The 24,237-nt window shown below is 71.2% G+C and carries 19 protein-coding genes, 1 tRNA gene and 5 pseudogenes; 14 read left to right on the top strand and 11 right to left on the bottom strand.

Annotated elements, in window-relative coordinates:
• Nucleotides 1–1,267 precede the first annotated feature (1,267 nt).
• The gene (locus UG55_RS13425; protein ID WP_066067831.1) at nucleotides 1,268–2,512 is read right to left on the bottom strand and encodes a helix-turn-helix domain-containing protein; all 1,245 of its coding nucleotides are present in this window, start codon (nucleotides 2,510–2,512) and stop codon (nucleotides 1,268–1,270) included.
• A 1,405-nt stretch (nucleotides 2,513–3,917) separates the two neighbouring features.
• On the opposite strand from UG55_RS13425, the pseudogene UG55_RS47180 reads away from it, so the two are divergent.
• From UG55_RS47180 to UG55_RS47170, 3 pseudogenes are all read left to right on the top strand, one after another.
• Nucleotides 3,918–4,758: pseudogene (locus UG55_RS47180) on the top strand (recombinase family protein); the annotation flags it as partial.
• A 1-nt stretch (nucleotide 4,759) separates the two neighbouring features.
• Nucleotides 4,760–4,858, top strand: a pseudogene (locus UG55_RS47175) (hypothetical protein); the annotation flags it as partial.
• A 1-nt stretch (nucleotide 4,859) separates the two neighbouring features.
• A pseudogene (locus UG55_RS47170) lies at nucleotides 4,860–5,042 on the top strand (zinc ribbon domain-containing protein); the annotation flags it as partial.
• 670 nt (nucleotides 5,043–5,712) lie between these two features.
• Here UG55_RS47170 and UG55_RS13405 read toward each other — a convergent pair.
• The 8 genes and pseudogenes from UG55_RS13405 to UG55_RS13370 all read right to left on the bottom strand — a co-directional run bounded on the left by UG55_RS13405 (nucleotide 5,713) and on the right by UG55_RS13370 (nucleotide 14,064).
• Nucleotides 5,713–5,789: transfer RNA gene (locus UG55_RS13405), tRNA-Ala, on the bottom strand.
• A 1,669-nt stretch (nucleotides 5,790–7,458) separates the two neighbouring features.
• The coding region (gene glpR, locus UG55_RS47165) for a gephyrin-like molybdotransferase receptor GlpR (RefSeq protein WP_396230894.1) at nucleotides 7,459–9,097 on the bottom strand (1,639 nt) is incomplete at its 3' end.
• Between the two features lie 653 nt (nucleotides 9,098–9,750).
• Entirely contained in the window at nucleotides 9,751–10,383 is a 633-nt protein-coding gene (locus UG55_RS13390; RefSeq protein WP_066067812.1) for a GNAT family N-acetyltransferase, read from the bottom strand.
• A complete protein-coding gene (locus tag UG55_RS13385) occupies nucleotides 10,380–10,895 on the bottom strand; it encodes a MogA/MoaB family molybdenum cofactor biosynthesis protein (protein WP_066067977.1) in 516 nt (171 codons plus the stop codon). Before UG55_RS13385 ends, UG55_RS13390 begins: the two co-directional genes overlap by 4 nt.
• 5 nt (nucleotides 10,896–10,900) lie before the next feature.
• The gene (gene moaC / locus UG55_RS13380; RefSeq protein ID WP_066067980.1) at nucleotides 10,901–11,344 is read right to left on the bottom strand and encodes a cyclic pyranopterin monophosphate synthase MoaC; all 444 of its coding nucleotides are present in this window, start codon (nucleotides 11,342–11,344) and stop codon (nucleotides 10,901–10,903) included.
• Between the two features lie 37 nt (nucleotides 11,345–11,381).
• Nucleotides 11,382–11,561, bottom strand: a pseudogene (locus UG55_RS36565) (molybdopterin molybdenumtransferase MoeA); the annotation flags it as partial.
• A gap of 1 nt (nucleotide 11,562) precedes the next feature.
• A partial coding sequence (glp, locus tag UG55_RS13375; RefSeq protein ID WP_242424285.1) for a gephyrin-like molybdotransferase Glp occupies nucleotides 11,563–12,665 on the bottom strand: 1,103 nt, incomplete at its 3' end.
• 424 nt (nucleotides 12,666–13,089) lie between these two features.
• Nucleotides 13,090–14,064: a UTP--glucose-1-phosphate uridylyltransferase gene (locus UG55_RS13370; protein WP_066067806.1), complete on the bottom strand. Its 975-nt coding sequence runs from the start codon at nucleotides 14,062–14,064 to the stop codon at nucleotides 13,090–13,092.
• A gap of 585 nt (nucleotides 14,065–14,649) precedes the next feature.
• Between UG55_RS13370 and UG55_RS36560 the strand changes: the two genes are divergently transcribed.
• A complete protein-coding gene (locus tag UG55_RS36560) occupies nucleotides 14,650–15,477 on the top strand; it encodes a 5-formyltetrahydrofolate cyclo-ligase (protein ID WP_242424284.1) in 828 nt (275 codons plus the stop codon).
• A gap of 91 nt (nucleotides 15,478–15,568) precedes the next feature.
• Complete coding sequence (locus tag UG55_RS47160; protein ID WP_083986760.1) at nucleotides 15,569–15,931, top strand: FmdB family zinc ribbon protein; 363 nt, start codon at nucleotides 15,569–15,571, stop codon at nucleotides 15,929–15,931.
• Nucleotides 15,932–16,793: 862 nt separating this feature from the next.
• Here UG55_RS47160 and UG55_RS13355 read toward each other — a convergent pair.
• Nucleotides 16,794–17,015, bottom strand: coding sequence for a hypothetical protein (locus tag UG55_RS13355; RefSeq protein ID WP_026310552.1), 222 nt, complete (start codon nucleotides 17,013–17,015; stop codon nucleotides 16,794–16,796).
• Between the two features lie 87 nt (nucleotides 17,016–17,102).
• Between UG55_RS13355 and UG55_RS13350 the strand changes: the two genes are divergently transcribed.
• Both UG55_RS13350 and UG55_RS29475 read left to right on the top strand, forming a co-directional pair.
• On the top strand, nucleotides 17,103–17,531 hold the full coding sequence (locus tag UG55_RS13350; protein WP_083986774.1) for a hypothetical protein: 429 nt from the start codon (nucleotides 17,103–17,105) through the stop codon (nucleotides 17,529–17,531).
• Nucleotides 17,532–17,778: 247 nt separating this feature from the next.
• A complete protein-coding gene (locus UG55_RS29475) occupies nucleotides 17,779–17,940 on the top strand; it encodes a hypothetical protein (RefSeq protein ID WP_199865126.1) in 162 nt (53 codons plus the stop codon).
• 34 nt (nucleotides 17,941–17,974) lie between these two features.
• On the opposite strand, the gene UG55_RS13340 is transcribed toward UG55_RS29475, so the two are convergent.
• On the bottom strand, nucleotides 17,975–18,625 hold the full coding sequence (locus UG55_RS13340; RefSeq protein WP_066067797.1) for an alpha/beta fold hydrolase: 651 nt from the start codon (nucleotides 18,623–18,625) through the stop codon (nucleotides 17,975–17,977).
• 260 nt (nucleotides 18,626–18,885) lie between these two features.
• On the opposite strand from UG55_RS13340, the gene UG55_RS13335 reads away from it, so the two are divergent.
• The 7 genes and pseudogenes from UG55_RS13335 to UG55_RS13310 all read left to right on the top strand — a co-directional run bounded on the left by UG55_RS13335 (nucleotide 18,886) and on the right by UG55_RS13310 (nucleotide 23,979).
• Nucleotides 18,886–19,611, top strand: a complete 726-nt coding sequence (locus UG55_RS13335) for a GntR family transcriptional regulator (RefSeq protein WP_066067966.1) — start codon at nucleotides 18,886–18,888, stop codon at nucleotides 19,609–19,611.
• A 76-nt stretch (nucleotides 19,612–19,687) separates the two neighbouring features.
• Nucleotides 19,688–20,431, top strand: coding sequence for a cysteine hydrolase family protein (locus UG55_RS13330; RefSeq protein WP_396230893.1), 744 nt, complete (start codon nucleotides 19,688–19,690; stop codon nucleotides 20,429–20,431).
• A pseudogene (locus UG55_RS36545) lies at nucleotides 20,358–21,221 on the top strand (amidase family protein); the annotation flags it as partial. The gene UG55_RS13330 and the pseudogene UG55_RS36545, both read left to right, overlap by 74 nt.
• Before the next feature lies 1 nt (nucleotide 21,222).
• Nucleotides 21,223–21,992 (top strand): amidase family protein (locus UG55_RS36540; RefSeq protein WP_242424283.1); only part of this gene is annotated, 770 nt, incomplete at its 5' end.
• A gap of 207 nt (nucleotides 21,993–22,199) precedes the next feature.
• Nucleotides 22,200–22,802, top strand: coding sequence for an STAS domain-containing protein (locus UG55_RS13320; protein WP_066067791.1), 603 nt, complete (start codon nucleotides 22,200–22,202; stop codon nucleotides 22,800–22,802).
• Nucleotides 22,803–22,870: 68 nt separating this feature from the next.
• Nucleotides 22,871–23,260 carry a metal-sensitive transcriptional regulator gene (locus tag UG55_RS45375; protein WP_083986758.1) on the top strand — a complete coding sequence of 130 codons (390 nt, stop codon included), beginning with the start codon at nucleotides 22,871–22,873 and terminating at the stop codon, nucleotides 23,258–23,260.
• 14 nt (nucleotides 23,261–23,274) lie between these two features.
• On the top strand, nucleotides 23,275–23,979 hold the full coding sequence (locus UG55_RS13310; RefSeq protein WP_066067788.1) for an alpha-ketoglutarate-dependent dioxygenase AlkB: 705 nt from the start codon (nucleotides 23,275–23,277) through the stop codon (nucleotides 23,977–23,979).
• The last annotated feature ends 258 nt before the right edge of the window (nucleotides 23,980–24,237 follow it).

Genomic DNA, 24,237 nt, shown 5'->3' with positions numbered 1-24,237 from the left:
CAGCGGGCAATCACATCGGGCACGGGAGCATCCCGCAGGTCGAGCACCGTCGTTCCTTCGGGCTGGTCGAATCTCGGAAGGACCGACGGTACCGCACTGCGGAGGCAGGCCCAGACACCCGACGCTCAGGTGATCCAGTTCCGCCGCGTCGGCTGATCCTTTTCTAAGTGGGCACGCCGTGGGCATACGACCTTCGAAAAGATCAAGCATAAAAATGCCGTGCGCTCCAAAAACTGTTGGAGCGCAGGCGGAATCCAAGGGTGGAGCTGAGGGGATGGAACTTGAACCCTGATCTCGCCCGCTACCTGCGGGAACGCGGTACGCCCACCACAGGCGAAGTCAGAACGTAGTCACGGAACTCCGCAGAGCAGAGGGCCCGCCCGGGAGGAGCACTCCGGGCGGGCCCTCTGCGTTCCACGATCAGGTCGGGCGCTAGCCAGACTGCTAGCAATAGCTAGCAGTCGGTGGACGGGTGGGGCGCGTACTCGCCACGCGCCATCACCGGCGACCCCTCCTGATCGCATTCGTCGGATTGTTGGCGGGTGCGGCGAGAGTCTGTGGTCTCCACAGTTCTCCGAGCGTGACGATGACCGTGTCCAGCATCGCTCTCTGGCCGTACTCGTAGGCGGCGGCTTCGTCCTCGGTGACCTGACGGCCGGCCGTCAGCAGTGGCTTCGGGTCGGCGCCGAGGATGGCGAACAGCGCCCGACGGTAGTCCGATTTCCTGAGCGGCGNCCCGTCCTCGCTTTCGGTGTCGAGNTCGAGGAGGTTCATCACATATTCTCGATACAGGGTGATGACTTTTTCCCCGCCGACTTCGAGTATCACCGGATCACCAGCCCCGATCCGGCGGGACGAATGTCGGGCGAGACATCGAATTCGATGGGGGCGACATCNTATCCGTCGAGCCGCCGCAGCCGGGCTGACCTCTCGGCAGCGGCGACCGATTCGTAGGGAAGCAGGATTCCGCCGATACAGGGCTCCGGCCCACCCTGATACCAGACGATCGCGTAGACGGTCTCGTTTCCCACGCCCGACCTCCCGTTCCGCCCGCGCCATGCGGGCCCGATCGACAGTTCTTTCTCGCCGATGGCGGCTACCCGGGCCCGGGAGTCGAAAAGCGTGGGGTGCTCTCCGCTGCGACCGAGCCCGGGTGCCTGGAACAGAAATCTAGCCGCTCGTAGCCGAGGGCCACGAGCGACGGATCATGGTAGTTCCCGATCGTGTCGGTGGGACTACCACGCAACGTGGTAGTCCCTGATTGCTGCTACGCAGAGACGTCAAGGAAGTCCGCGAGACCCCGGAGTTCCTCGTTCAGGGAACGCTTGCGGCTGTGCAGCAGGGTGATCAGGACGTCTTTCCCCTTGCGCTGGTGCCGCAGCCATTCCGGCGCGTTCTTCCTCAGGTGGACGAGGACATCCGTCGCGTCCTTGTAGTCGCGCAACACGGTATGCGCGGTGGCGACGTCGAGCAGATGACGGCTGAGGTTGTCCGACCGGTACCGGCGGGACCGGGGGTACGGGATGCTCTCCGCCAGCCGCAGCACGCCGCGCGCGTCGCCCATTACCATCATGGATTCCGCGCGTTTCATGGCGACCACGGCGGGCCCGAAGGTCGTCAGGTACTGGTTGTGGTGATCGGGCGCCCGTGCGGCGGAAATCCGGGACGCGGCGACGTCCGCCAGCGACAGGAAATCGTCCGAGGAGTCCTGCCGGTTGTTGCGGATCGCGGCGGCGGAGCCGCGCAGCAGGAGCCATCCCCACGCCGATAGATCCTCATCCGTCGCCGTGGACATGCGCGGTTCTATCTTCGTCGCGATGTCGCCTGCCAGTGATTCGGCGTCCACGAAACGGCCCTGCCGGATGAACAGCCATGCCTGCGAGATGGCAGCGAACGCCGCTGTCAGGTTGTCCCCGACGGTCGTGGCGTCGCCGATCGCGTCACGAATCGCCGCATAGGCAAGGTCGTATTGCCTCACCTGAGTGAGGAAAAGTCCGGCGAGTTGGAAGATCTCGGCTCGCAGCCGGACCAGTGTCGCTCTTTCCTCGTCGGCTGCGCGGTCCACGAGTGCGTGGCTCTGCCGGATCATTCTCGGGAGCATCGCGGCGACGGCTTCGAAATCGTCGGCACGATACCGGCCCACTGCTTCGGACAGTGCCGCCCGGAGGGTGGCCTCTGGCGCTTCGGCGGCCGGTTCCGCGCCGAACGTGACCGCACCCGCGAGACCGATCATCGGGGTGAGCGCCTGCCGCAGCGGGAGAAGATTCAGCTTGTTACTTTCCTCGTGCTCTGCGACCGGTGCCGGTGAGCCCGACTCGAACAGCGACGAGGTCTCCACATCGAGCGCACGAGCAAGGATGTGGAACGTTTCCAGCCGGGCGTTTCCTCCCTGTTCGATTTTTCGGATTGTGGAAACGCTCAGCCCGGCTCTCTCGGCCAGCCCCTCCTGAGACAGGCCGCGTCGGCGGCGGAGGTTCTGGAGATGGGTTCCCGGTGCCGGCTCGTCTGTCATCGCGACCCTCTTCCCGCATACGCGCGCAGCCACTTACCAGAGTACGGCGCCGCGATGACAGCGACGCGCCACCGCACCACGGATGCCGGTATCTCGCCCCGGTGGTCCACCGGACCGACAGCGCGTCTCCGGAGAGCCGGTGGAGCCGCGTCGGCGGCGTCACCGGTCGCGTCCGTGGAAGGCCGGTGGGCACCCGACCGGGCAGGCAGGGCACCGACCCCGCGATGACTACGCAAGGTGACGACCGTCGGGGCGACGGGCGGAGGGGTTAGCAGTCCGCCGGAGGGTCTCACAGGCCGGTTCTCCGGCGTTTTCGGGGTTTGGCGCTCCTGGGCGCTAACCACATAACGCCCAGGTCAAGGGCCGTTTTGGCTGCTAACACAGGTGCTAACGTTAGCGGGCAGGCCGCTAACGTTAGCGGCTCTCCCTCGCCGGATACTGCTACTTTCCGTGACGATCTCGGCCGCCGGGCGGCGGCGTCGCGGGGCNGGTGCGGCACGCTCGGGACCACGCCACGAGCACAGCCGGACATGATCCGCGACAGGGCCGATTCAGAATGACTTCTCTCACGAAGGTCAGGACTTTCTGCCCCGCTTCCGCCGTGAATGCCGGATGCCCTCACGGGGAATAACTACAGGGGAGGCATGGTGTTCCGCGCCGTGGCTCGCACGCCCGATCATCGGTCCCGTCGTCTGGGAGAGGGTGCGCTTGACATCATTGTGGATCTTCGTGGTTCGGTCTGGCCGTTCACAGGACTTCGACAGCTGGTTCCCACATCCGGCCACCACGACGAGGACAGGCGTTCTCCCGATGAGAGCCGCAGTCCTCGGAGGATTCACGGTCAACCCCCGGAGACAGGGCTCCACATCGTGTCGTGGATCAACCTAGACAAGCGGATCTTTACGTTCGGTATCGGGTAGCGGGCGGAGCGCTACGGGTAGCGGCTGTGCTACCCGGGGCGCTACCTGTCCCGCCGGTCCTGACCTGCGCCCGGACCGCCGGGTAGCGAGTAGCGGACGGCACCGCCGATCGCGCGCGCACGCGCGTGGCGGCGGGTGCCCTGCCCTGTGCGGCCGCTACCGCTACCCGACCGGGCGAATCCCCTTGTCCACGATTCTTCCAACCGCGCGAGAGAATCGGGTCTGATTCGTTGAATGCGGCACGCCGCCAGCATGTCTCCGTCATCGCACAACCTCATTCCGATATCGACTGCGGCGGGTTCGCGGCCGCGCTCGTCAGCTGGGCGAGCATGATTTCCCGCGAAGAGGTAGAGGGTCCGGGCGACACCCGGACCGACAGTTCTCCGGTCGCCATTACCGGCATGGAGAGAACTCAAAAGGAAAGTAAATGCTAACAGGAAGGGTGTTACCATGTCGTCGCCGATCATCGGAAGAAAGGGTCTTCCATGCACCCTGCCACTGCCACCGATACCGACATTCCACCGTCCACTGAATCCATCCGCCGACTGCGCGCCGTGTTCTATCTTCGGGTTTCCTCCAAGTCGCAGGTACGCACCGACTACAACCCGGAGGGAATCTCGCTCCCCGCGCAGCGGACGAAGTGCGGCGAGAAAGCCGAGAGCATCAATGTCGATGTCGTCGACGAGTACGTGGAACCGGGCGCCTCCGCCTACAAGGACCTGAACAAGCGACAGGCGTTCCTTTCGATGATCTCCCGTATCGAGGCGCAACGGGACGTCGACATCGTGATCGTCTACCAGTTGAACCGGTTCGCGCGGGACAGGTACGAGGACGCCGACTTCACGATGCGGCTGCGTAATCTCGGCGTCCTGCTCGTCTCCGCCACCGAGAACATCGACGAGACCCCGTCCGGGGAGCTTCTCCACGGAATCATGGCCGCGATCAACCAGTACCAGTCGGCCGCGAGTGGCAAGGACATCGCCTACAAGATGATGCAGAAGGCCAGCAACGGCGGAACTCCCGGTCTCGCCCCGATCGGCTACCGCAACGTCCGGATCAGGACCGACGGGCGCAACATCGCGGACGTCGCACTCGACCCCGACCGGTGGCGGCTCGTCCAGTGGGCTTTCGAGGAGTTCGCCACCGGGAAATGGACGGTCGCGACCATCACCGAGGAACTCATCCACCGTGGCCTTACAAACCGGGCCGCCGGAAAGCGGCCCGAACGGCCGCTCAACAAGTCCCACGTCCACAAGATGCTCACCAACAAGTACTACGTCGGTGTCGTCACCTTCTCCGGTGTCGAATACCCGAACGGCAGACACCNCACCTTCGTCACCCCCGCGATCTTCGACCGCGTCAACGCGATACTGCGTGCCCGCGACGTCGCCGGAGAGAAACCGCAACACCACTTCCACCCGCTCAANGGCAGCCTGTTCTGCGGGCACTGCGGCTCACGGTTCGGGATCACCAACGCCACCGGCCGGCACGGCGGCACCTACCCGTACTTCTACTGCCTCGGCCGCCAGCGCGGAAAATGCCGACAGCCCTACGTTCTCATCAGCACCGTGGAACAGCTCGTCGAAGAACAGTGGCGCCGCGTCGAGATCNCCCCCCGACACAGGGCACGCATCCGGGAACTCGTCGTCGCCAGCGCGCAGTCCCTCACCACCCACGGCGCCGCACAGGCCACCCGCCAGAAGAAGACCATCACCGACCTCGAACACGAACGCCGCGCGTGCATGCGCGCCTACTACAACGGCGCGATCAGCGAGGAATTCCTCAAGGAGGAACAGGACCGTATCGACCGGGCACTTACCCGGGCCCGCGAGACCCTCGCCGTGTGTGAGGGTGAATGGCGCAACCTCGATCGCGTCCTGGACCAGATTCTCGCGCTCTGCGAGGACAGCCACACCCTCTACCGCACGGCACCCGCCATGGTGAAACGGCACCTCAACCAGGCGGTGTTCCACCGATTCTGGATTTTCGACCGTGGCATCCGTACGGCGGACCTGCACCCGCCGCTGGCACAGCTCCTCGGGAAGGATCTTGACCAGCGGCTCGCCACCGAGACCAAGAACCTGATCAACGCCCAGCGGACCCCAGAGGCCTCCGAGACCCTCGACCCACACTCCCCNACAGGACCGACCATCGCGCTCGTCCACAGCGACGTCAGGGCCCATAGCGGACAAATGAAAACGCCGCCCGGGACTTCACCGGACGGCGTGTTGCTTGCCGAGGGACAGAGGAACCATGGTCAGGTTTCGAACATGGCAACTCTGGTGGAGGTGAGGGGACTCGAACCCCTGGCCTCCTCCGTGCGAGGGAGGCGCTCTACCAGGCTGAGCTACACCCCCTGGAAGCAACTGAAGCTTACAGGACGCTGGCGGCAAGCGGGTGACCACCCCCCTCCGACTGCCTACCGGTCGGTGGCGCCTGGCTTTCCGACGCCGACCGGCCGGTCTGACCGACCCCGGTCGTGGCGGCGTGCGTGGCGTAGGANCGCGCCGGGACGGGTGCGGGCAGGGGGTGGGGTGGAACCGTTCGGGCGGACCCGGGCTGGCCGAGGGGCTGGTGCGGCAGCTGGGCCGGGCCTGGCCGCACGACACCCGGTTTCGTGACGAGGCCCGCGACCACCAGCATGGTCTCGAAGATGGCGGCGGCTTCCGCCGCCCGGAGCAGGCCGGCCTCGTGCCCACGCCAGCCGCGGGAGCGGGCCCCGTCGAGCACGATCTCCGCGTCCGGCTGCCCGCTGGGGCCGTCGCCGACGAAGACCAGGCGCCCGCCGTCGGGCACGGCGCCGCCCCGCAGCGGGCGGTGCTCCCACAGTTCGAGGGTTTCCTCCGGGCTCCAGGCATCGTCCCGCAGCGGAGTCTGCCAGGCGGCCCGCCCCGGCCGGTAGACACGGAGGAAGACCCGGACCCCACGGCAGCGGAAATGCAGGCCGGTTCCGTCCACGGTGACGGCCTTCAGGTCCACGGGTATGGCACTGCTCGTCGGGCACGTGACGAATCCCCGGTGCCGCAGCCGGGCGAGCCATGATTCGAACGTCAAGACGGAACTCCTCCTGCCGCGAAGCACCGCGCACCTGCCCGGGCCAGGCCGGCCAGACCCGTCCCGGCGGCCGGCTCCCGGTCGGTCCCGGTCCGTGGGGACCGCGCGAACCAGGGCGGCGGCAGGTGGACGAGCGCTGGGCGCCAGTGGCCGGCAGGCGGGTCCGACGGCACGACATCGAGACACACCAGTGACCGAACATGGAGGGATACAGGTCAGGCTGGGAGCGGACGGCGGCGAGCGCCGCGGGCTCCGGTTGGCGCGTGATCACGTACCTGGCCGGCCGTACCCGACGGTCTTCACCGTGCGGGTCGCGCCCGGGAGGCGGGCCCGGCGCTGAACGTGATCCGGAGGCCCCTCACGCCCTGGCCCGTCAGGCGGAGCCTGTCGGGGCGACGCCGGGTGGCCGTTCGAGGCCTGGACGCGGCGTCAGTGGGCGCGAGGGCAGAGACAACACCGCGAACAGGCAGTCGAAAGCTCCAGGCGCCGGAAACCGGCGACAGCAGCGGACCGCGAGCGGAGTGTCACCAGGCCATTATGCACACGGACACCGCCCGCTGGGGGACGTGCCTTCCCCCACATCCGCTCAGCTGCCGACGGCGTGCCGCCGGAGCAGGGTCTCCAGCTCGTCCGGGTCCTGGCTCTGGGCCGCCGGCCCGGTGGCCTCCGGAGTGACGGGCTCCGCCGCCGGCGCGGCGGGCGGAATCAGCCCACCGTGGGTGCCCGGCGGGTGCACCTGGACGCGCCCCGGGCGCGAGGTGTTCGGGCGCGCCCCCGGCCGCGGGACGGGGCGCTGCGCGGCCCCGGTGCGGTAGGCGGGCGCCGCGGGGGCGGCACCGGCGCCGCTCCCGGGGGCCTCGACGCCATCCGCGGCGGTGTCGGCGTACTGAGGCTGGTCGGCGTACTGAGGCTGGTCGACGTACTGAGGCTGGTCGNCGTACTGAGGCTGGTCGNCGTACTGAGGCTGGTCGNCGTACTGAGGCTGGTCGGCGTACTGAGGCTGGTCGGCGTACTGGGGCTCGCTGTCGTAAACCCGCGCGTCGTCCTCGACCTGACCGGTCTGGACGGTGTCGTCGGCGTACCCGTAGTAGGCCTGCTCCGGGTGGTCCGCCGGGTGGCCACCCCGCTCCGTGTACTCGGGATCGGCGGCGTACTCGACCTCGGCGGCGTACTGGGCCTGCCCCGCGTACTCGGCTGCCGGGTACTGGGCTTCCGGCTGGGCCTGCACGTACTCGACGTATTCGACCGGGCCCAGGTGGTCGCCGTGGCCCGGGTGCTCCCCGTAGTGCGCGTAGGCCGTGCGGGTGACCATCCGGCCGGTGTAGCCGACACCGGTCGACGGAGGCGATGCCGGCGACTGGTCGGGGCCGGCCATCGAGCCGTCAGCCTCGTAATGCCGCGTCCCGTACCCCGCTGCCGCGCCGTCGTCGGCCGCGTATCCCTCGGCGTAGCCCTCCGCGGGGTAGTCGGCCGCGGGGTAGTCGGCCGCGGGGTAGTCGGCCGCGTGCGCCTCGGGGGCGTAGCCGCCGGCCGGGTAGTCCCGCGCGGCGTACTCGTCGGCCGGGTACTCGTCGTCCGCCAGGTCGTCGTCCGCGTCGTCGCCGTCCGCCGTGTCGGTGTGCCGGGTGCGGTCACCGGCGTGCGAGCGGCCCGCGGCCTCGCCGAGCCGCTCGTTGTCGGTGTGGCCGTCGGTGTGCCGATGATCGTGGTCCTCGGCGGCGAAGCGCTCGTCGGTGCCGTCCGCGGACAGCCGGATCGGCGCGTAGTCCGCGCCGGGGGTGGTGCCCACCGGCCGGGACCTGCCGGCCGCCGCGGGCGCGCTCGCGCCGCCGGACCAGCCTCGGATGCCGCCGCGGGCGCGGGCGGCCCGGTCCGCGGCGATCCGGCGGTCCAGGGCGGCCCTGGCCCGCACCAGGCGCCGATGCGCCTGCGCGGACCGACGCAGGTGGATCACGTAGCCGGCGGTCCCGGAGTCGACGATGAGCTGGACGACGATCCACATCCCGCCCAGCGTGGCGGCGAGGACGACGCTCACCGGCAGGGCGACGAGCAGCACGAGCAACCGCTGCCTGCGCAGCCGCACGAGCGCGGCGTGATCGGCCTGCACGGCGCGGACAGCGCGGACGGCGCGGTCGGCCGACAGGGCCTGGGGAGCGTCCATGGCGGCCGCGGCGTCCAGGGTCGGCGGAGGCGACGGAAACGCCGCCGGGGAATCCGCGGAAACCGCCGTGCCGGAGCCTGTTCCCGTCCCCGGTGTCGCCGCGCCTGCTGCTGACGCGCCTGATGCTGACGCGGGGTCCGCCGTTTCCGGCCGGCCATGGGAATCCGCCGGGCTGTCGGCTCCGCCCGGCCCGGCGGCCGTTGGTTCACCGGAGCGCGAATGCGCCATCCCTGTAGCCTCCTGTGCCCCCGTCGCCGGGCCCTCGGACGGGACCCGGGTCAGCGGGTCCGTCCCGACGCGCTGCGGACCGCGCCGGGCGAGCACCCGCATGGCGGTGGAGAACCGGTCCGCGGACCGGTTCTCCACCGCGGAGTCATGGTGACGCAACCACATGGGGATGAGCACGAAGCCCCATACCGCGACGATCGCGAGCCAGATCAACGCACTCACACGATCACGCCCCGCAACGGCTCCGGGATGTGGTCGCGCGACCCGCTGCCGAGTGGCCGGCGCGGATGGTTCTCGCCGTGGGCGGGGTGTCCTGGGTGGCGACCNGCGAGGGGGGAACCGCTCCCCGCCCGCCCGCCGCGAGCCGGGCGCGGAACCGATGCGCCAGGCGCGGGATGCGCGAGCGAGCAGGCCATCGCCGATGCCTCTTCTCGATGTCGTCGTTTACGATTTCGTGCTCGACGCTAGTGAGCGGAATGCGCGCGGTCACCGACCGGAACCCCGCGTGTCGCACACGTCGGCGTGGTTCACCGGGTGGCCGTCCACCGGCAATACACGGGGGAACAGATGTGGGCCAGGCGATACAGCCGCCACCGACCCGCGGGTAGGGCGACGAACACGCAACGCCGGACGCCCCGTGTGGGCACTCTTCCCGGTCATCAGTTGGGGGCGCGGAGGGCTGTCGGCGGCACATCACGGCAGCCCCGAAGGGGGTTGCCTCAGGTGTCACCGCGCCCCGGCGCGGCCTGTTCGCGGCTGTTTCCGGGCAGTGCGCAGAAGGGTCTCCGGGGCCCACTGAGGATGCCCTCCCCAGCCCCGAGCGGGCGGTCCGGAGACCCCGGGAAGGGGGCGTCGGCTCCCGGCGCGCGCTCCCTTCAGGAGTGGGCGGAACGGGTCTCCCGCCAGCGGGCCAGCAATCCACCGGGGACGTCCTCGGTGGTCAGCGCGTAGCAGATATGGTCGCGGTAGTGGCCGTCGATCGAGAGATATCGGCGGTGCAGGCCCTCCTCGCGGAAGCCCAGCTTCACCAGCATCCGGCGGCTCGCCGCGTTCTCCGGGCGGACGTTCGCCTCCAGCCGGTGCAGGCCCACGGGCCCGAAGCAGTGGTCGGTCACCAGCGCCAGCGCCGTCGGGGTGATGCCCTGCCCGGCGCGGGCGCCGTCGACCCAGTAGCCGACGTGCCCGCTGTTGAAGGCTCCCCGCACAATCGTCGACACCGTGAGCTGGCCCACCAGCCGCCCGTCGTAGGCGATGACGAAGGCGAGTGCGGTACCCGCCCTGGACTGTGCCCGCAGGCGGTGCATCATCTGGGTGTAGACGCCGACGGTCTGGCGCTCGGACCAGTTCTCCCGCACGGGCGGCGTCCCCGGCCGGGTCGCCTCCCACGGCGCGAGCCAGTCCGCGTTGCGGTTGCGGACCTCGACCCAGGTCCCCGCGTCCCGCAGTTTCATCGGGCGTACCACGATGTCGCCGTGGCGCAGGACGACCGGCCAGCCGGGAGCGCTCACCCGCCACCGCCCGCGGCCGGGTGATCGGTGTCTCCCCGGAGCTGGGCGATCGCGTGTGCGGCGACCGGGCCGAGGACCCGGGCGCCGTCGCGGACCCCGCCGGTCGAACCGGGCAGGTTCACCACGAGGGTGGCGCCCACGGTGCCGGCCAGGCCTCGGGAGAGGACCGCGGTCGGAACCTTGTCCCGGCCGGCGGCCCGCAGCGCCTCGGCGAGCCCGGGCAGCTCCCGGTCGAGCAGGTCCCGGGTGGCTTCGGGGGTGACGTCCCGCGGGCCGAGGCCGGTGCCGCCCGTCGTCACCACCAGGTCGACGCCGCCGGCGGCGGCGGTGCGGATGGCCGCGGCGATCTCGCCCCGCTCGTCCGGGACCACGACCGGCGCCGGCACGTCGAACCCGAGCCCGGCGAGCGCCTCGACCAGCAGCGGGCCGGAGCGGTCGGGGTAGATCCCGCGGTGCGCCCGGTCGGACACGGTGACCACCAGTGCCCGGGCACCCGCGGGCGGGCTGGGCAGCTCGCTCACCCGCGCCCGCTTCCGTCCCGCCGCCAGTCCCCGGACTTCCCGCCGGTCTTGGACAGGACCCGCACACCGGTGAGCTCGGCCTCCGGGTCGACGGCCTTGACCATGTCGTGCAGCGTCAGCCCCGCGACGGCGACCGCGGTGAGCGCCTCCATCTCCACTCCGGTCCGGTCGGCGGTGCGCACCGTCGCCGTGATGTCCACGCCGTCGTCGACCACGGTGAGCTCGACCTTCACCCCCGAGATCGCGATCGGATGGCACAGCGGCACGAGGTCCGGGGTCCGCTTGGCCCCCATGATCCCGGCGATGCGCGCGACGGCGAGGGCGTCGCCCTTCGGTACTCCCTCGCCGCGCAGCAGCGCGACGACCGCGGGCGAGGTCAGCAGACGACCGGCGGCCGTGGCCGTCCGGGTGGTCACGTCCTTGGCGGAGACGTCGACCATCCGCGCCGCGCCTCGGTCGTCGACGTGGGTGAGCCGATCAGCCACCGTTTTCCCCACCGGCCCCGGGCGCCTCCGTGGCCGGGGCCACCGGCCCGGCCCATTCGGGGTCCGGCAGCAGCAGCGCGGACAGTCTGGTACCAGGGGACACCTCGGTGACCTCCTCAGGGACGACGAGTAACGCGTGGGCCGAGGCCAGCCCGGACATCTGGTGGGCGCCNTGCCCGCCGGCGGACGTCGCGACCAGTTCCCCGGCGGCGTCCCGCTCAAGGCGGACCCGGGGAAACGTACGCTTTCCGGACTGGGAGAGGAGCGTCTCCCCCACCACCACGGTGACAGCTCCGGAACTCGGGTCCAGGCCGGCGGAGCCATCCTGCCAGGGCACCTGGGTGGCCAGCGGTGTCACCCGCGGCGGCAGCCCGCGCATCCGCCGCAGCGCGGGCCGGACGAAGAGCTCGAACGACACCAGGGCGCTGACCGGGTTACCCGGCAGCGTGAAGACCGGCACACCGTCCACGACCCCGAAACCCTGCGGTTTACCGGGCTGCATCGCTATGCGCTCGAACCGGACGTCGGAGGATTTGCTCAGCACCTGCTTGACGACGTCCCGGTCCCCCACGCTGATCCCGCCGGTGGTCACGATGACATCGGTGTTCTTCAACAGCTCCTCGAACACCTCGGCGAATGCCTCCGGATCGTCGGAGACACCGGCCACTCTGCGGACAACCGCTCCGGCCTCATGGGCAGCCGCGGCGATGGCGTGGCTGTTCGAGTCGACGATCTGCCCCGGCCCGAGCGGCGTGCCGGCCTCGACGAGCTCGTTCCCGGTGGACAGCACCGCCACCCGCGGCCGCGGGTGGACGGCCGGACGCGCGACGTTCACGGCGGCCAGCAGGCCGATCTGGGCGGCACCCAGCACGGTGCCCGCGGCGAGCACCAGGTTGCCGGGGGCGATGTCCTCGCCGGCCCGGCGGATGTGCAGCCCGCGCCGGGGCGCACGGTTGATCCGCACCGTCTCGGTGCCGCCGTCGGTCCATTCGAGCTGGACGATCGTGTCGGCACCCACCGGCAGCGGCGCACCGGTCATGATCCGAGCGACGGTGCCCGCCACCAGCGGTTCGGGGCGCACGGGGCCGGCCATGATCTCGCCGGAGACCGGCAGAGTGACCGGGTTTGCCTCGCTCGCCGCCGCCACCTCCGCGGCCCGGGCCGCGTAGCCGTCCATCGCCGAGTTGTCGAACCCGGGGACGGCGACCGTGGCCCGGACGTTGGCCGCCAGCACACACCCGTGTGCCTCCCGCAAAGCGGTCCGACGGGGAGACATTGGTCCGATTGATGACAGAATGTCCGATGCGTGCTGGTCTACCGTTTTCACGTTCCCCGTCCGTTCTTTACACTTCTGTTCTGACCGTTCGTCCTTCGCGTCAGCGGTGAGGGGGCAGCGGTGAGAGGTCGCCGGGGCGGACTCCGACAACCGTCACCCGAGGGTCAATTCCTGGCCCTGGTAGGGGCGTCATCCGGCCGCACCTCCGACGCCCCGCACAATTGCACACGAAGATGTCCGACCATTCTGCCTGCTGCCCGGCAATCACTCCTGCCAAGGGTCCGGGAATCCGGCACCCAGTCGCATATCCCGAAGTGTGCGGTCACATGCCGTCAGCGCACGGTGCGACCCATTCGCGGCCAGCCGGCAAGGCGGCCACCGGCCGCGGGCACCCGCGGCCGGAAAGGCCGGGCGCCGGACAATCTCAGGCCTCGGCCTTGGGACCGCCGGACGCCACGTACTCCTCAAGCCACGGGTAGAACTCCGGGCCGAGGTCCGGGCGCTCGCTGGCCAGCCGCACGATCGCCTTCAGATAGTCCACCCGGTCCCCGGTGTCGTACCGGCGGCCGGTGAACACGATGCCGTGCACCGGCAACGCCGCCGCCGGATCGTCACCGGCCCGCTCCGCCAGCGTCCGCAGCGCGTCGGTGAGCTGGATCTCGCCACCCCTGCCCGGCGGGGTCGACCGCAGGATGTCGAAGATCTCCGGAGGCAATACGTAACGCCCGATGACCGCGAGGTTGCTCGGCGCCTCGTCCACCGGCGGCTTCTCGACCAGGTCGGTGACCCGGACGGCCCGGTAACGGCCGGTTGGTGTGGTCAGAGCCGCCGCACCGCCCGCCGGTTCCGCCGCAGCGCCGGCCGGGGGCCCCGGGGCGATGGTGGCCACCCCGTACATCGAGACCGACTCCTCGGGCACCTCCATGAGCGCCACGACCGCGCCACCATGGCGGGCCTGCAACGCGATCATCTCGACGAGCAGCGGGTCACGCTCGTCGATGAGGTCGTCCCCGAGCAGCACCGCGAACGACTCCGAGCCGACGTGCGCGGCCGCGCACAGCACGGCGTGCCCAAGGCCGCGCGGTGACGACTGCCGGACGGAGTGGACCTCCGCCAGCTCCGCGGAGGCGCGGACCCGCTCGAGCCGGGTTTTGTCCCCCTTGCGCTCAAGCGCGGCCTCAACCTCCGCCTCCCGGTCGAAGTGGTCCTCGATGGCCTTCTTGGATCGGCTGGTCACCAGCAGCACGTCCCGCAGGCCCGCCTGGGAGGCTTCTTCGACTACGTATTCGATCGCCGGTCTGTCGACGACAGGTAGCATCTCTTTGGGAACCGACTTCGTCGCAGGCAGGAACCGGGTTCCCAGACCCGCGGCGGGAATGACCGCCTTCGTCACCAGCATGGGCGAAACCTTAGTCCGGCGGGCGGTCCCGGAGCACGACCGCACCGATACACAGGACATTCACAACACGGCGCCGGGGTGCCGGGCCGGCCCCGTGCCGCCACACCCCGCCCGGGTCGCCGGCGCGGGCGGCGCCCGCGCCCGGGTGCCACCGCCCTCCGTACCGACCGGCGACTCGGTCCGTACCGACCGGCGACCCCGCCGACACCGGCAGGCAACCCCGCCACTCCGGCGGCGGCGACCAACGCCTCAGGGCGCGGCCGGCGCGGCGGCAGGCAAGCATCCAGCCGCTACACAGCGCTACATTCCGCCACGTCTGCCGACCATCCGCGCCCGACTCGTCACCCTCGAACAACCCGCGACGGAACACGTGCGGCCCCGGCGGGTCGGCCTCGGGCAGGTCTCCACGTGCGGGTCGATCACGGTACCGTGTGGCCTTCGCCAGAGGGATGTCATGCCGATGTTGCCCGTCGGACCATCATCGGCAGCATGAACAGGCGCGGGCGCGGGAAGTCCGAACGGTCCGGTCGCAAGCCGGCCGGCCTCGGGGCAGCGGGCCCGAGCGCGGTGAGGGTGGGGATGGCTTTGACCGGAGGAACCGTCACCGGCAGTGATGTGGTGGGCCGGTCCGGCCTGGACCAGGGCACGCCGGACTCCGCCGGGGGGAGCCCGGCCACCGCCGGCCCTCCCGCCGCCGAATCATCCGCCGCCGCCTCCGAGCCGGCGTCACCCCCGCCCGCTCCGCCGCCGGCGACGTCCCCGGCCTCCGCAACGTCCCCGGCCTCCGCGACGACCCCGGCCTCCGCGACGACCCCGGTCGGCGCCCGGTCCCCGGTCACCTCCCCGTCCGCGGAGTGGCGGGGCACCAAGGGCGAGATCCGCCGTCGGCTGCGGGCACTCCGGCGCGCGGGCGTGACGCCGGACTCGGCTGTCCTGACCGAGCGGGTGCTGGCTGTGCCCGAGATCTCCCGGGCCACCTGTGTGGCGGCCTACGTCGGCATGGCGGACGAGCCGGACACCGCCGAACTGCTGACGCGGCTGCGCTCCCGCGGGGTGCGGATCCTGCTGCCGGTCGTACGCGCGGACCTCGATCTCGACTTCCGCGAGTTCGGCGGCACGCTCGTGCCCGGCGCCATGGGCACCCGCGAACCACCGCCGAGCGCCCGGCTGGTCGACCTCACCCGGGCCGACGCCGTCATCGTGCCCGCCCTCGCCGTCGACGGGGCGGGGAACCGGCTGGGGCGCGGCGGCGGCTCCTACGACCGCGCGCTGGCCAGGATCGCGCCCACGGTGCCGGTGATAGCGTTGGTGCACGATCGGGAGATCCTCAGCGACGTTCCGGCCGAGGCCCACGACAGGCCGGTGACGATCATCGTCACGCCCTCCAGAACCCTCCGTCCGGGCTCCCGGTGAGGCTCAGGTCCACATTCGGGAAGCCATCGGCCGCTCCGAGGCGTTAGAGTTGGCAGTCCCTACCACCGAGTGCCAACTTCGGGAGGAGTCCGTGCCGACCTACCAGTACCGCTGCACCGCCTGCGGGCATGATCTTGAAGCCGTGCAGAGCTTCAGTGACGCGGCGCTGACCGAGTGTCCTGCTTGCACGGGCCAGCTTCGGAAGGTGTTCAGCTCCGTAGGCCTCGTCTTCAAGGGCAGCGGTTTCTACAAGACCGACAGCCGTTCGGGTTCCTCCTCCGGGGTCCCGGCCCGACCGAAGGACGCCTCGGCCGGCTCCTCCGACGGTGATTCGTCCGCCAAGAGCACCGCGGCGGCGGAGAGCGGCTCCAGCGCCACGGCAAGCTCGTCGACGGCGTCGTCGACCGGTAGCAGCTCGTCCACCAGCACGGCCTCCGGCACCGCTGCCGCCTGACCGACCCGCTCGCGGCACCGTTCCGCCGAACCAGCCCCCGGCTTTCGCTCCACCGCCGGGGGCTGGTTCGCGTTCGGAGCCCCGGAGCGCGGGCCTTCGCCCTCGCCCGCCCACCGATCCGGCGCCCACCGGCTCGCCGGTACCCGCAACGCGACCATCACGAGAAGGCCACCGAGACACCAATGAACGCCCACCTGGACGTCGGTGGCGGCGCCGGGAGCGCCGGCTGCGTGCGGGGCGGCGCCGGCCCGGCCAACCGCGACGGGCGACCGGCGAGCGGCATCTGACCTGCGGATCCCGCCGCCCACCACCTTCTCCCGGGCGTGGGGCCGCCGAACGGACACGCCCCCGCCCACGCGACTCAGCGCCGTGCAATTGCATCTTCCCGAGCATCGAATCGTTCACGGCGCAATGGGCCCAGCCGGTATTCCGACGTCCGCCGGCGCCCGGCGAAGTCAATTGACTGAATTAATCGACTCGTTGCGAGAGACCGCCCCGCATTTTGAAGATGACCGCCGGGAACGTAGCCCCCNTCGGCCAGCCGGGACCACACTCAGGCCCACCACCGCTCCGGCCGCCGGGCACATGTTCGGGCACGCGAAGACGGGAGGCGGCGGAACCCGATCCCGAATACCGTCAATCGACGAGATCAGCGGGTGGCCNATGCCACAACCGGAATCGGCGCTGCCAGTACCCGCCCAGGCGGTGCCGCCATCACAGTGCCGCCTGCGAACTATCGGACACATTGCCCGATTTAGGGATCCGGCCCGGCGCACCGGGATGCCTGTAGCCGCAGCGCATCCCGCACGTGACCAGCCCGCCAGGGCGATCCGAGCGGGACGGGCGGAGCGCGCGGACGCTCCTACTGCTTACGCCGTCGATAGTGCTCCACGATCCAGGCGTCGACCTCGCGCTTACGCCAAACCCGGGTTCCTTTGGCTCCGCTGCCGGCCGGCGCGTTGATGACCTGGAGCGGCTCCGGAAACTTGGAGTCCTTGCGAGTCCAGTAGTCCACGGCCTGCCGTGTGATCTTGAGTTGGAACGCGATGTCCCCGATGCCAACCAACTGCTCACCGTCGTCCACGGCAACATCGTAACCACTTTGCTCTTGCCCAAGAACCTCGCTAGGGTCGTTTTTGCTTGACGACAAATAATGTCCGCGGAGGAAACCATGCCCATGACACCCGTCAGCCGGAACGACATCAGCGAGCTGATTGACCGCGACGAGGCGTACGACACCGACCCGTGCGGCGACCCCCCGCTCCTGGTGGCGAGGTACCGCGCCTCGCTGCGCGCGGTGCTGGCCGCCCGACCGGCCGAGCCCACCGGGCCCACCGGGCCCACCGGACCGGACGGATCCGCGCAGGCCACCGGGGCTGCCAGGACCGCCCGTTCCGCGGAACCCGACAACCACACCGGTTCCGCGGCACCGGCGAACCGCGCCGGCACCGCGGAACCCACCTGGCCGGGCGCGGGGTCACGTGCCTGGACCCGTCAGGAGCGGGACGCCTACCTGGCCGGCGGACGCGCCACCCTCCAGGCGGTCGTCGGCGCCGTGGCCGACGCGCTGGCGGGCCCTGACGCTCACCGGAACTGCTGACGCTCACCGGAAATGAGGAGTTGCCGGGCGCTGCCGGGCGAACGGCGCCGGCGTCCGGCCCGCCGGCGCCGCCCCCCGTGTCGCCACCCGTGCGCGGCGGGAGGCGGCCGGTAGATTGACCGCGCCGGCTCCGGGCGCGACGCGCGAAGCAACCGGCCGGTGGCTCGACCCGCTGGATGAACCGACGGACGGCCCCCGATCGACTGCCACCGGGCAGCGGGCCGCACGGCGATCGGAGGAGATCATCATGGGGAACCTGCCGCTGCCAGGCGACGAGATCCCGAGCGATGAGCGCTCAAGCGACGAGCGGGAGATCGGCTGGGGTGAGGACGGGCTGATCGAGGAGGAGGCCGACACCAACCTCGCCCGGCTCCTGGAGGACCTGCCGCCGCATCACATCGAGCGCTGAGTGCCGCTCGAGCGCTGCGTGCCGCGGGTGGCCGTCAGGACCGGCGCGAGAACCGCTCCGCGGCCCGCGACAGCAGACGCGCGAACCGCTCGGGCGCGTCCAGATGCGCCGCGTGGCCGCACCCGGGCAGCACCTCGACGGCGAGCCCGAAACGTTCACCGAGCGCTGCCGCCGCGCGATGCCGCACCGGCGGCGACAGCTCGCCGACGGTGATCAGAACCGGGGGCGCGCCGGCGGGTGGCGGCCCCGGCTCGAAGCCGAGAAACATCGCCAGGTCACGCCGGACCATGCCCGGGTCGGCCGAGGCGTGCGCCGGCCGCCAGCTCGGGCCGTAGAGACGACGTCCGAACGCGGCGACACCGCCGGTCTCGAACGCCTCGGCCATCGGGGCGAGCAGGCCGGGCACGAGCGAGCCGACCGCGGGCTCGTGCAGCACGGCGGCGGCCATCGGGACACCCGCGGCGAGCATGGCGAGGCCGAGGGTCGCTCCCCCACTGACACCGCCGAGGATCCCACCGGCGACGGCGGGGGCAAGCGTTCTGATCTCGGCGTCGAGGTCGCCTGTCGATGGCCGGTCAGGCGCCCGCACCTCCCCGGGGCCGAGCGCCGCCCGCACGTCCGACCAGATCGCCCCGGTGGTGGCGGTGCCGTGCAGAAGTACGAAGTGCGGGCTCCGCGCCGCCATCCGACCGTCCTCCGTCCTGCGGGACCGGCACCGCGGCCATCGCCGGTGCCCGGCGCGCTGACACCGGCCCTGCCTCCGACGCCAGATCGAAACCTGACGTGTGCTGATCAGAAACTTTTCGACCGGTACCTTCGCATCCATGTACACATCACTGTATACAGCTCTGTATGCAGAACATCGTGCGGAGCCAGGCCGGTCCTCCGCCGCGGCTGGCCGGCCGGGTCACACGACGACACCGGTCATGACGGATGCTCGGGTTCATGACATCGTCGCCCACAACTCGGACATCCGGCGCGGGGAACCTGCGGGAGCAGGTCTACGTCGCGCTGCGGCAACGCCTCATGTCCGGGGAGTTCTCCTTCCGGGACCGGCTGGGCGAGGAGCGGGTCGCCGGGCTGCTGGGTGTGTCGAGAACCCCGGTCCGCGAGGCCCTCACCCGGCTGGCCGGGGACGGCCTGGTCGAGAAGCGGCCGGACGGCGGGTACTACCCGGCGGAACCGGACCTCGCCGGGCTGCGGGATCTCTACGAGATCCGGGTCACCCTGGAACTGCGCGGCCTGCAGCGCGCCCTGGAGTCCGACGGGACGCACGACCCGGCCCTGCTCGAACCGCTGCGCGACGAGTGGCTGGCACTGCGCCGCGACCCACCCCCGCCGGACCCGGCCTTCGTGGCCCTGGACGAGAACTTCCACATCACGCTCAGCCGAGCGGCCGGCAACAGCGAGCTGGCGAACATGCTGGCCGCGGTGAACGCCCGGATCCGCGCCGTGCGGATGTACGACTTCCTCACCGCCGACCGGATCACGCTGACGATCAGCCAGCACCTCGACATCGTCGAGAAGGTGCTCGGCGGCGAGGTCGAGGCGGGTGTGCTGGCGCTGCGCGGCCATGTCGGCGAGTCGATGGAGATCGTCGAGAAGCGGGCCGCCCGGGCCATCACACAGATGGTTCTCAACCGGGGACGAGCCCCGCGCTCCCCCGCCTGACGCGGTGGCCGGCACCGGTCATCGCCCCCGGCGGCCCGACCGCCGCGAGCGCAACCGACCGCAGGAGGAGTAACAGTTGACTGTCACCACCGGCACCGTGGCCCCCGCGGGGGGTGGGCTCACGGTCGGTCCCGTCACCGCGGACCCCTACGACTGGCCCTACGACGGCTCCTTCAGCCCCGCGACCACCGCGGTCATCAACATCGACTGGCAGGTCGACTTCTGCGGCGCCGGGGGCTATGTGGACACGATGGGCTACGACCTGGCGCTCACCCAGGCAGGGCTGGCCCCGACCGCCGCGCTGCTGGCGGTCCTGCGGCCACTGGGTTTCATGATTGTCCACACCCGGGAGGGGCACCGCCCGGACCTGTCGGACTGCCCGCCGAACAAGCTGTGGCGGTCCCGGCGGATCGGCGCGGGCATCGGTGATCGCGGCCCGCGGGGGCGCATCCTCACCCGCGGCGAGCCCGGCTGGGAGATCGTCCCGGAGGTGGCACCTCTTCCCGGCGAGGTGATCATCGACAAGCCGGGCAAGGGCTCCTTCTACGCCACCGACCTCGATCTGGTCCTGCGCCGACGCGGCATCACGCACATCATCCTGACCGGGATCACCACGGACGTCTGCGTCCACACGACGATGCGGGATGCCAACGACCGCGGGTACGAGTGCCTGATCCTGTCCGACTGCACCGGGGCGACGGACCCCGAGAACCATCGCGCGGCCCTGCGCATGGTCACCATGCAGGGTGGCGTGTTCGGCGCGGTGGCGACCTCGGCGGCGGTGCGGGACGCGGTCACCACCGCGCTCGCCGCGGCCTGACCGGCCGTTGACGACGAGCCCGGCGGCGGTGCCGGACCTGCAGGCCGCCGTGCTGCGCGCGGGCTATCTCTCCGGCCGGCTGCGGGTCGTCGACGTCGTCGGCGCCGCGCTCGACCGGATCGCCACCCGCGGGGCGGACGGCGTGTGGATCAACACCGTCCCACGGGCGGAGGCGCTGCGCCGCGCGGCGGAGCTTGACGACCTGCTGGCGGACGTACTTCACGCGGCGGGCACGGGCACGGGCACCGGGACGGGGACGGACGCGGACGCGGCTCTTCCCCCTCTTTTCGGCCTGCCGTTCGCGGTCAAGGACAACATCGACGTGGCCGGTCTGCCGACGACCGCCGGCTGCCCCGCCGTCAGCCGCGTGCCGTCGGACAGCGCCCCCGCGGTGGACCGGCTGCTGGTCGCCGGAGCGGTCTGCGTCGGCAAGACGAACCTCGACCAGTTCGCCACCGGTCTCTCCGGTACCCGGTCGCCCTACGGGATTCCGCACTCGCCGTTCGACTCCCGCATGATCGCCGGCGGGTCGAGCTCGGGTTCCGGGGTGGCCGTCGCCGACGGGCTGGTCACCTTCGCGGTGGGCACCGACACCGCCGGTTCGGGCCGGGTGCCGGCCGCGCTGACGAACATCGTGGGACTCAAGCCCTCCCGCGGGCTGCTCAGCACCCGCGGGGTGGTGCCCGCCTGCCGCTCGCTGGACTGCCCGAGCGTGTTCGCGCTGTCCGTCCGCGACGCCTACCTCGTGCTCTCTGTCATGAGCGGCTACGACGATCTTGACCCCTACGCCNGCAGGTTTCCCGGGCTCCAGTCCCCGACCAGCTGGCAGACCTGGCCGGCCGAGACCGCCCGGATGGACGGCACGGGCGGGACGGGCGGGACGGGCGGGACGGGCCAGCCCGGCCGGGTCAGGCTCGCTGTGCCCCGCCCGGACCAGCTCGACTTCTTCGGCGACACCGGCAGCGCCGCCGTGTTCGAAGCCGGGGTGGCGCTGTTGGCAGCCGGCGGGGCCGAGCTCGTGGAGATCGACCTGGAACCGTTCCTGCTGGCCGGCAGGCTGCTCTATGACGGCCCGTGGCTGGCCGAGCGGTACGCGGCTCTGGAGGGCTTCCTGCGGCCGGGCGGACTGTCCGAGGCCGGCGCGCCCGACCCGGTCCATCCCGTGGTGCGGCGGGTCCTCAGCCCGGGCGCCGGGATCAGCGGCGCGGAGGTCTTCCGGGGCCTCACCCGGCTGCGCGCGCTGCGCCGACGCGCCGAGCCGGTGTGGGAGGCCGCCGATCTGCTGGCGGTCCCGACCGTCGCGACGACCTATCCGATCGACGTGATGCTGGCCGACCCGATCCGACTCAACGCGCGGCTGGGCCTGTACACGACGTTCGCCAATCTGCTGGATCTCGCGGCGGTGGCGGTTCCGGTCGGGTTCGCCGCGGGCCTCCCGTTCGGCCTGACTCTCCTGGCGCCGGCGGGTCAGGACGCAGCGCTCGCCGGGCCGGCCAGCTTCCTGCACCGCCGCGGCGGGCTGACGGCGGGCGCCGGCCCGCACCCGCTCGCCCCCACCTGAAACGCCGGTCCAGACGGGCGGACGACATTACCGGGAACCTTGCGCCCGGTAATGTCGAGTGTGACCAGCGATACACCCCGGCGGATTGGAACGCAAGGTGACCTTTGGCATTGTCTTCCGTCACGAGAGGGCGCCATACTGTTCCAGCCCCTGCATCCGAGGTAACCCTCGTGCGTCTACCGCGACAGCGCTCCCCCCGGAGACGACGTGACGCTCACCATCGGCAAGGAAGCCGACACTGATTCCGCCGGTTCGGCGGCACCCCCGCGACCAGGCCTCGCGGCCTCGGCACTGGTTCGAACGCCGCTGCCACCGGCTGCGTCGATCCCGACCCCGATCCCGACCCCGGTGGCGGTGCCCGCGGTGCTACCGGTGCCAGCCCTCACTCCGGGCAGGTCGCCGTCGGTGCCGCCCGCAGCGGGCCCGCGGCTGACGCCCGCACCTCCCGGCCTCGCCGGTGCCGGCCCGGTGGCCACCGGGCCGTGGCAGCCCGCCCGCCCCCTGGCGACGCGGATCGAGCCGCGGCCGGAGGGCGCCGTGATCCATCTGAGCGGGCTGCTGGTCTCCAGTGCGGTCAGATCCGCGCGAATCGCGGTGGAACAGGCGGCCTCGCTGGGGTCACCGGAGATCCTCGTCGATCTCACCGACGTGTGGGACGCGGACCCGCTCGGAGCGGTCCTCCTCGGGGCGATGAGCCGGCACGCGGCTCGCCACGGGTGCCGGCTGCGTCTGCGTAACGCCGGTCGGCGCGTCCGGCGGGCGCTGGAGGAGCGCGGCGTCCACGTCGAACTCCTGGAACCGACCGGCTGACCTCGACGGCCGCCCCGGTTCGCACGTACCGTTGGGGGGTATTTCGCGACCACGGCGCGGGGCGGGCGATGCGGGTGAAGGCCGAGGCCGACGGCACGGCACAGGGTCAGGGGCAGGGGCAGGAGCCGTCCCAGCACAGCCAACCTCAGCGCTCGGAGTCACAGCACTCGGAGTCACAGCACGGCTACTCACCCGCGAAGGACGAGTACACCGCACGGTTGCGCCGCATCGAAGGCCAGGTGCGTGGCCTGCAGCGCATGGTCGCCGAGGACAAGTACTGCATCGACATTCTCACCCAGGTCTCCGCCGCGACCCGGGCTCTGCAGTCCGTCGCGCTCGGCCTGCTCAACGATCATCTTGCGCACTGTGTGGCGCAGGCCGTCGCGGAGGGCGGGCCCGCCGCCGACGAGAAGCTCCGCGAGGCGACCGCCGCCATCGCCCGCCTCGTCAGGTCCTGAGGGCGGGCGCACCGGTGCGGACGCCAGCGGGGCAGGCGGCGAACAGCGGCACCCCGGCAGGCGGCCCCGGGGTGGACCCCACCGTGCAGTTCGAGCGGGTGCATCTCGACGCCAGTTCATGGATCGACATCGCCCGCGGCTGGATGACCGAGCCGGACGCGCTCTACGCGGCGATCCGCGACGGAGCGGCCTGGCGGCAGGGCACGATGTGGCGATACGAGCGCTTCGTCACCGCGCCGCGGCTGAGCGCCTTCGTCCGCGGCGGAGCGCCGATCCCCTTCCCTCCGCTGCTGGCCGCCTACCGCGCCCTGCGGCAGCGGTACGGCGTCGACTTCGACGGCTACGGGATGTCCTGGTACCGGGACGGCAACGACGCCGTCGCCTTCCACCGCGACCGCGAGCTGCGCTGGCTCGAGAACACCGTGACCGCGATCCTCACCCTGGGCGCGCAACGGCCCTTCCTGCTCAGGTCACTGCAACTCCCGGCCGGCCGCCGGATGCTCAACGATCCGCACGACCGGTCGGGTCGCGACTTCTCCCCCGCCGGTGGCGACCTGCTCGTGCTCGGCGGGCGAGCGCAGGCCGACTGGTTGCACGCGGTTCCCCGGGTCGCGGGCGGTGTGGGCGGGCGGATCTCAGTCCAGTGGCGGTGGACGTCGCGCACCGGCCGCCCGGAGACCGGCCCGGGCTATGGCGCTGCCCGCACCTTCTCCCGTTGATCCAGCGAGGCGGCGCGCCAGCCGCCCCGTCATCCGCGCTGACCGCTGACGGTCAGGTGGAGACGGTTCCGCGGAACCACCGTGGGCGCTGGTGCGGGGTGGCGCAACTAGGCCGATTCCATCGATCTTGATTCGTGCGGATGCTCGACGCGGTCGGGTGCTCGTCGGGTGCATTCGGTGATCTGACGACGATGGTCAGCATTTCGAGCGCGGGCGCGGCAGTGCCGATCCCGCGACTGAAGGGCTGTTCGTGTCTCC

The sequence above is a fragment of the Frankia sp. EI5c genome (assembly GCF_001636565.1).
Classification (GTDB): domain Bacteria; phylum Actinomycetota; class Actinomycetes; order Frankiales; family Frankiaceae; genus Parafrankia.
This window is presented reverse-complemented; position numbering and strand designations above follow the sequence as displayed.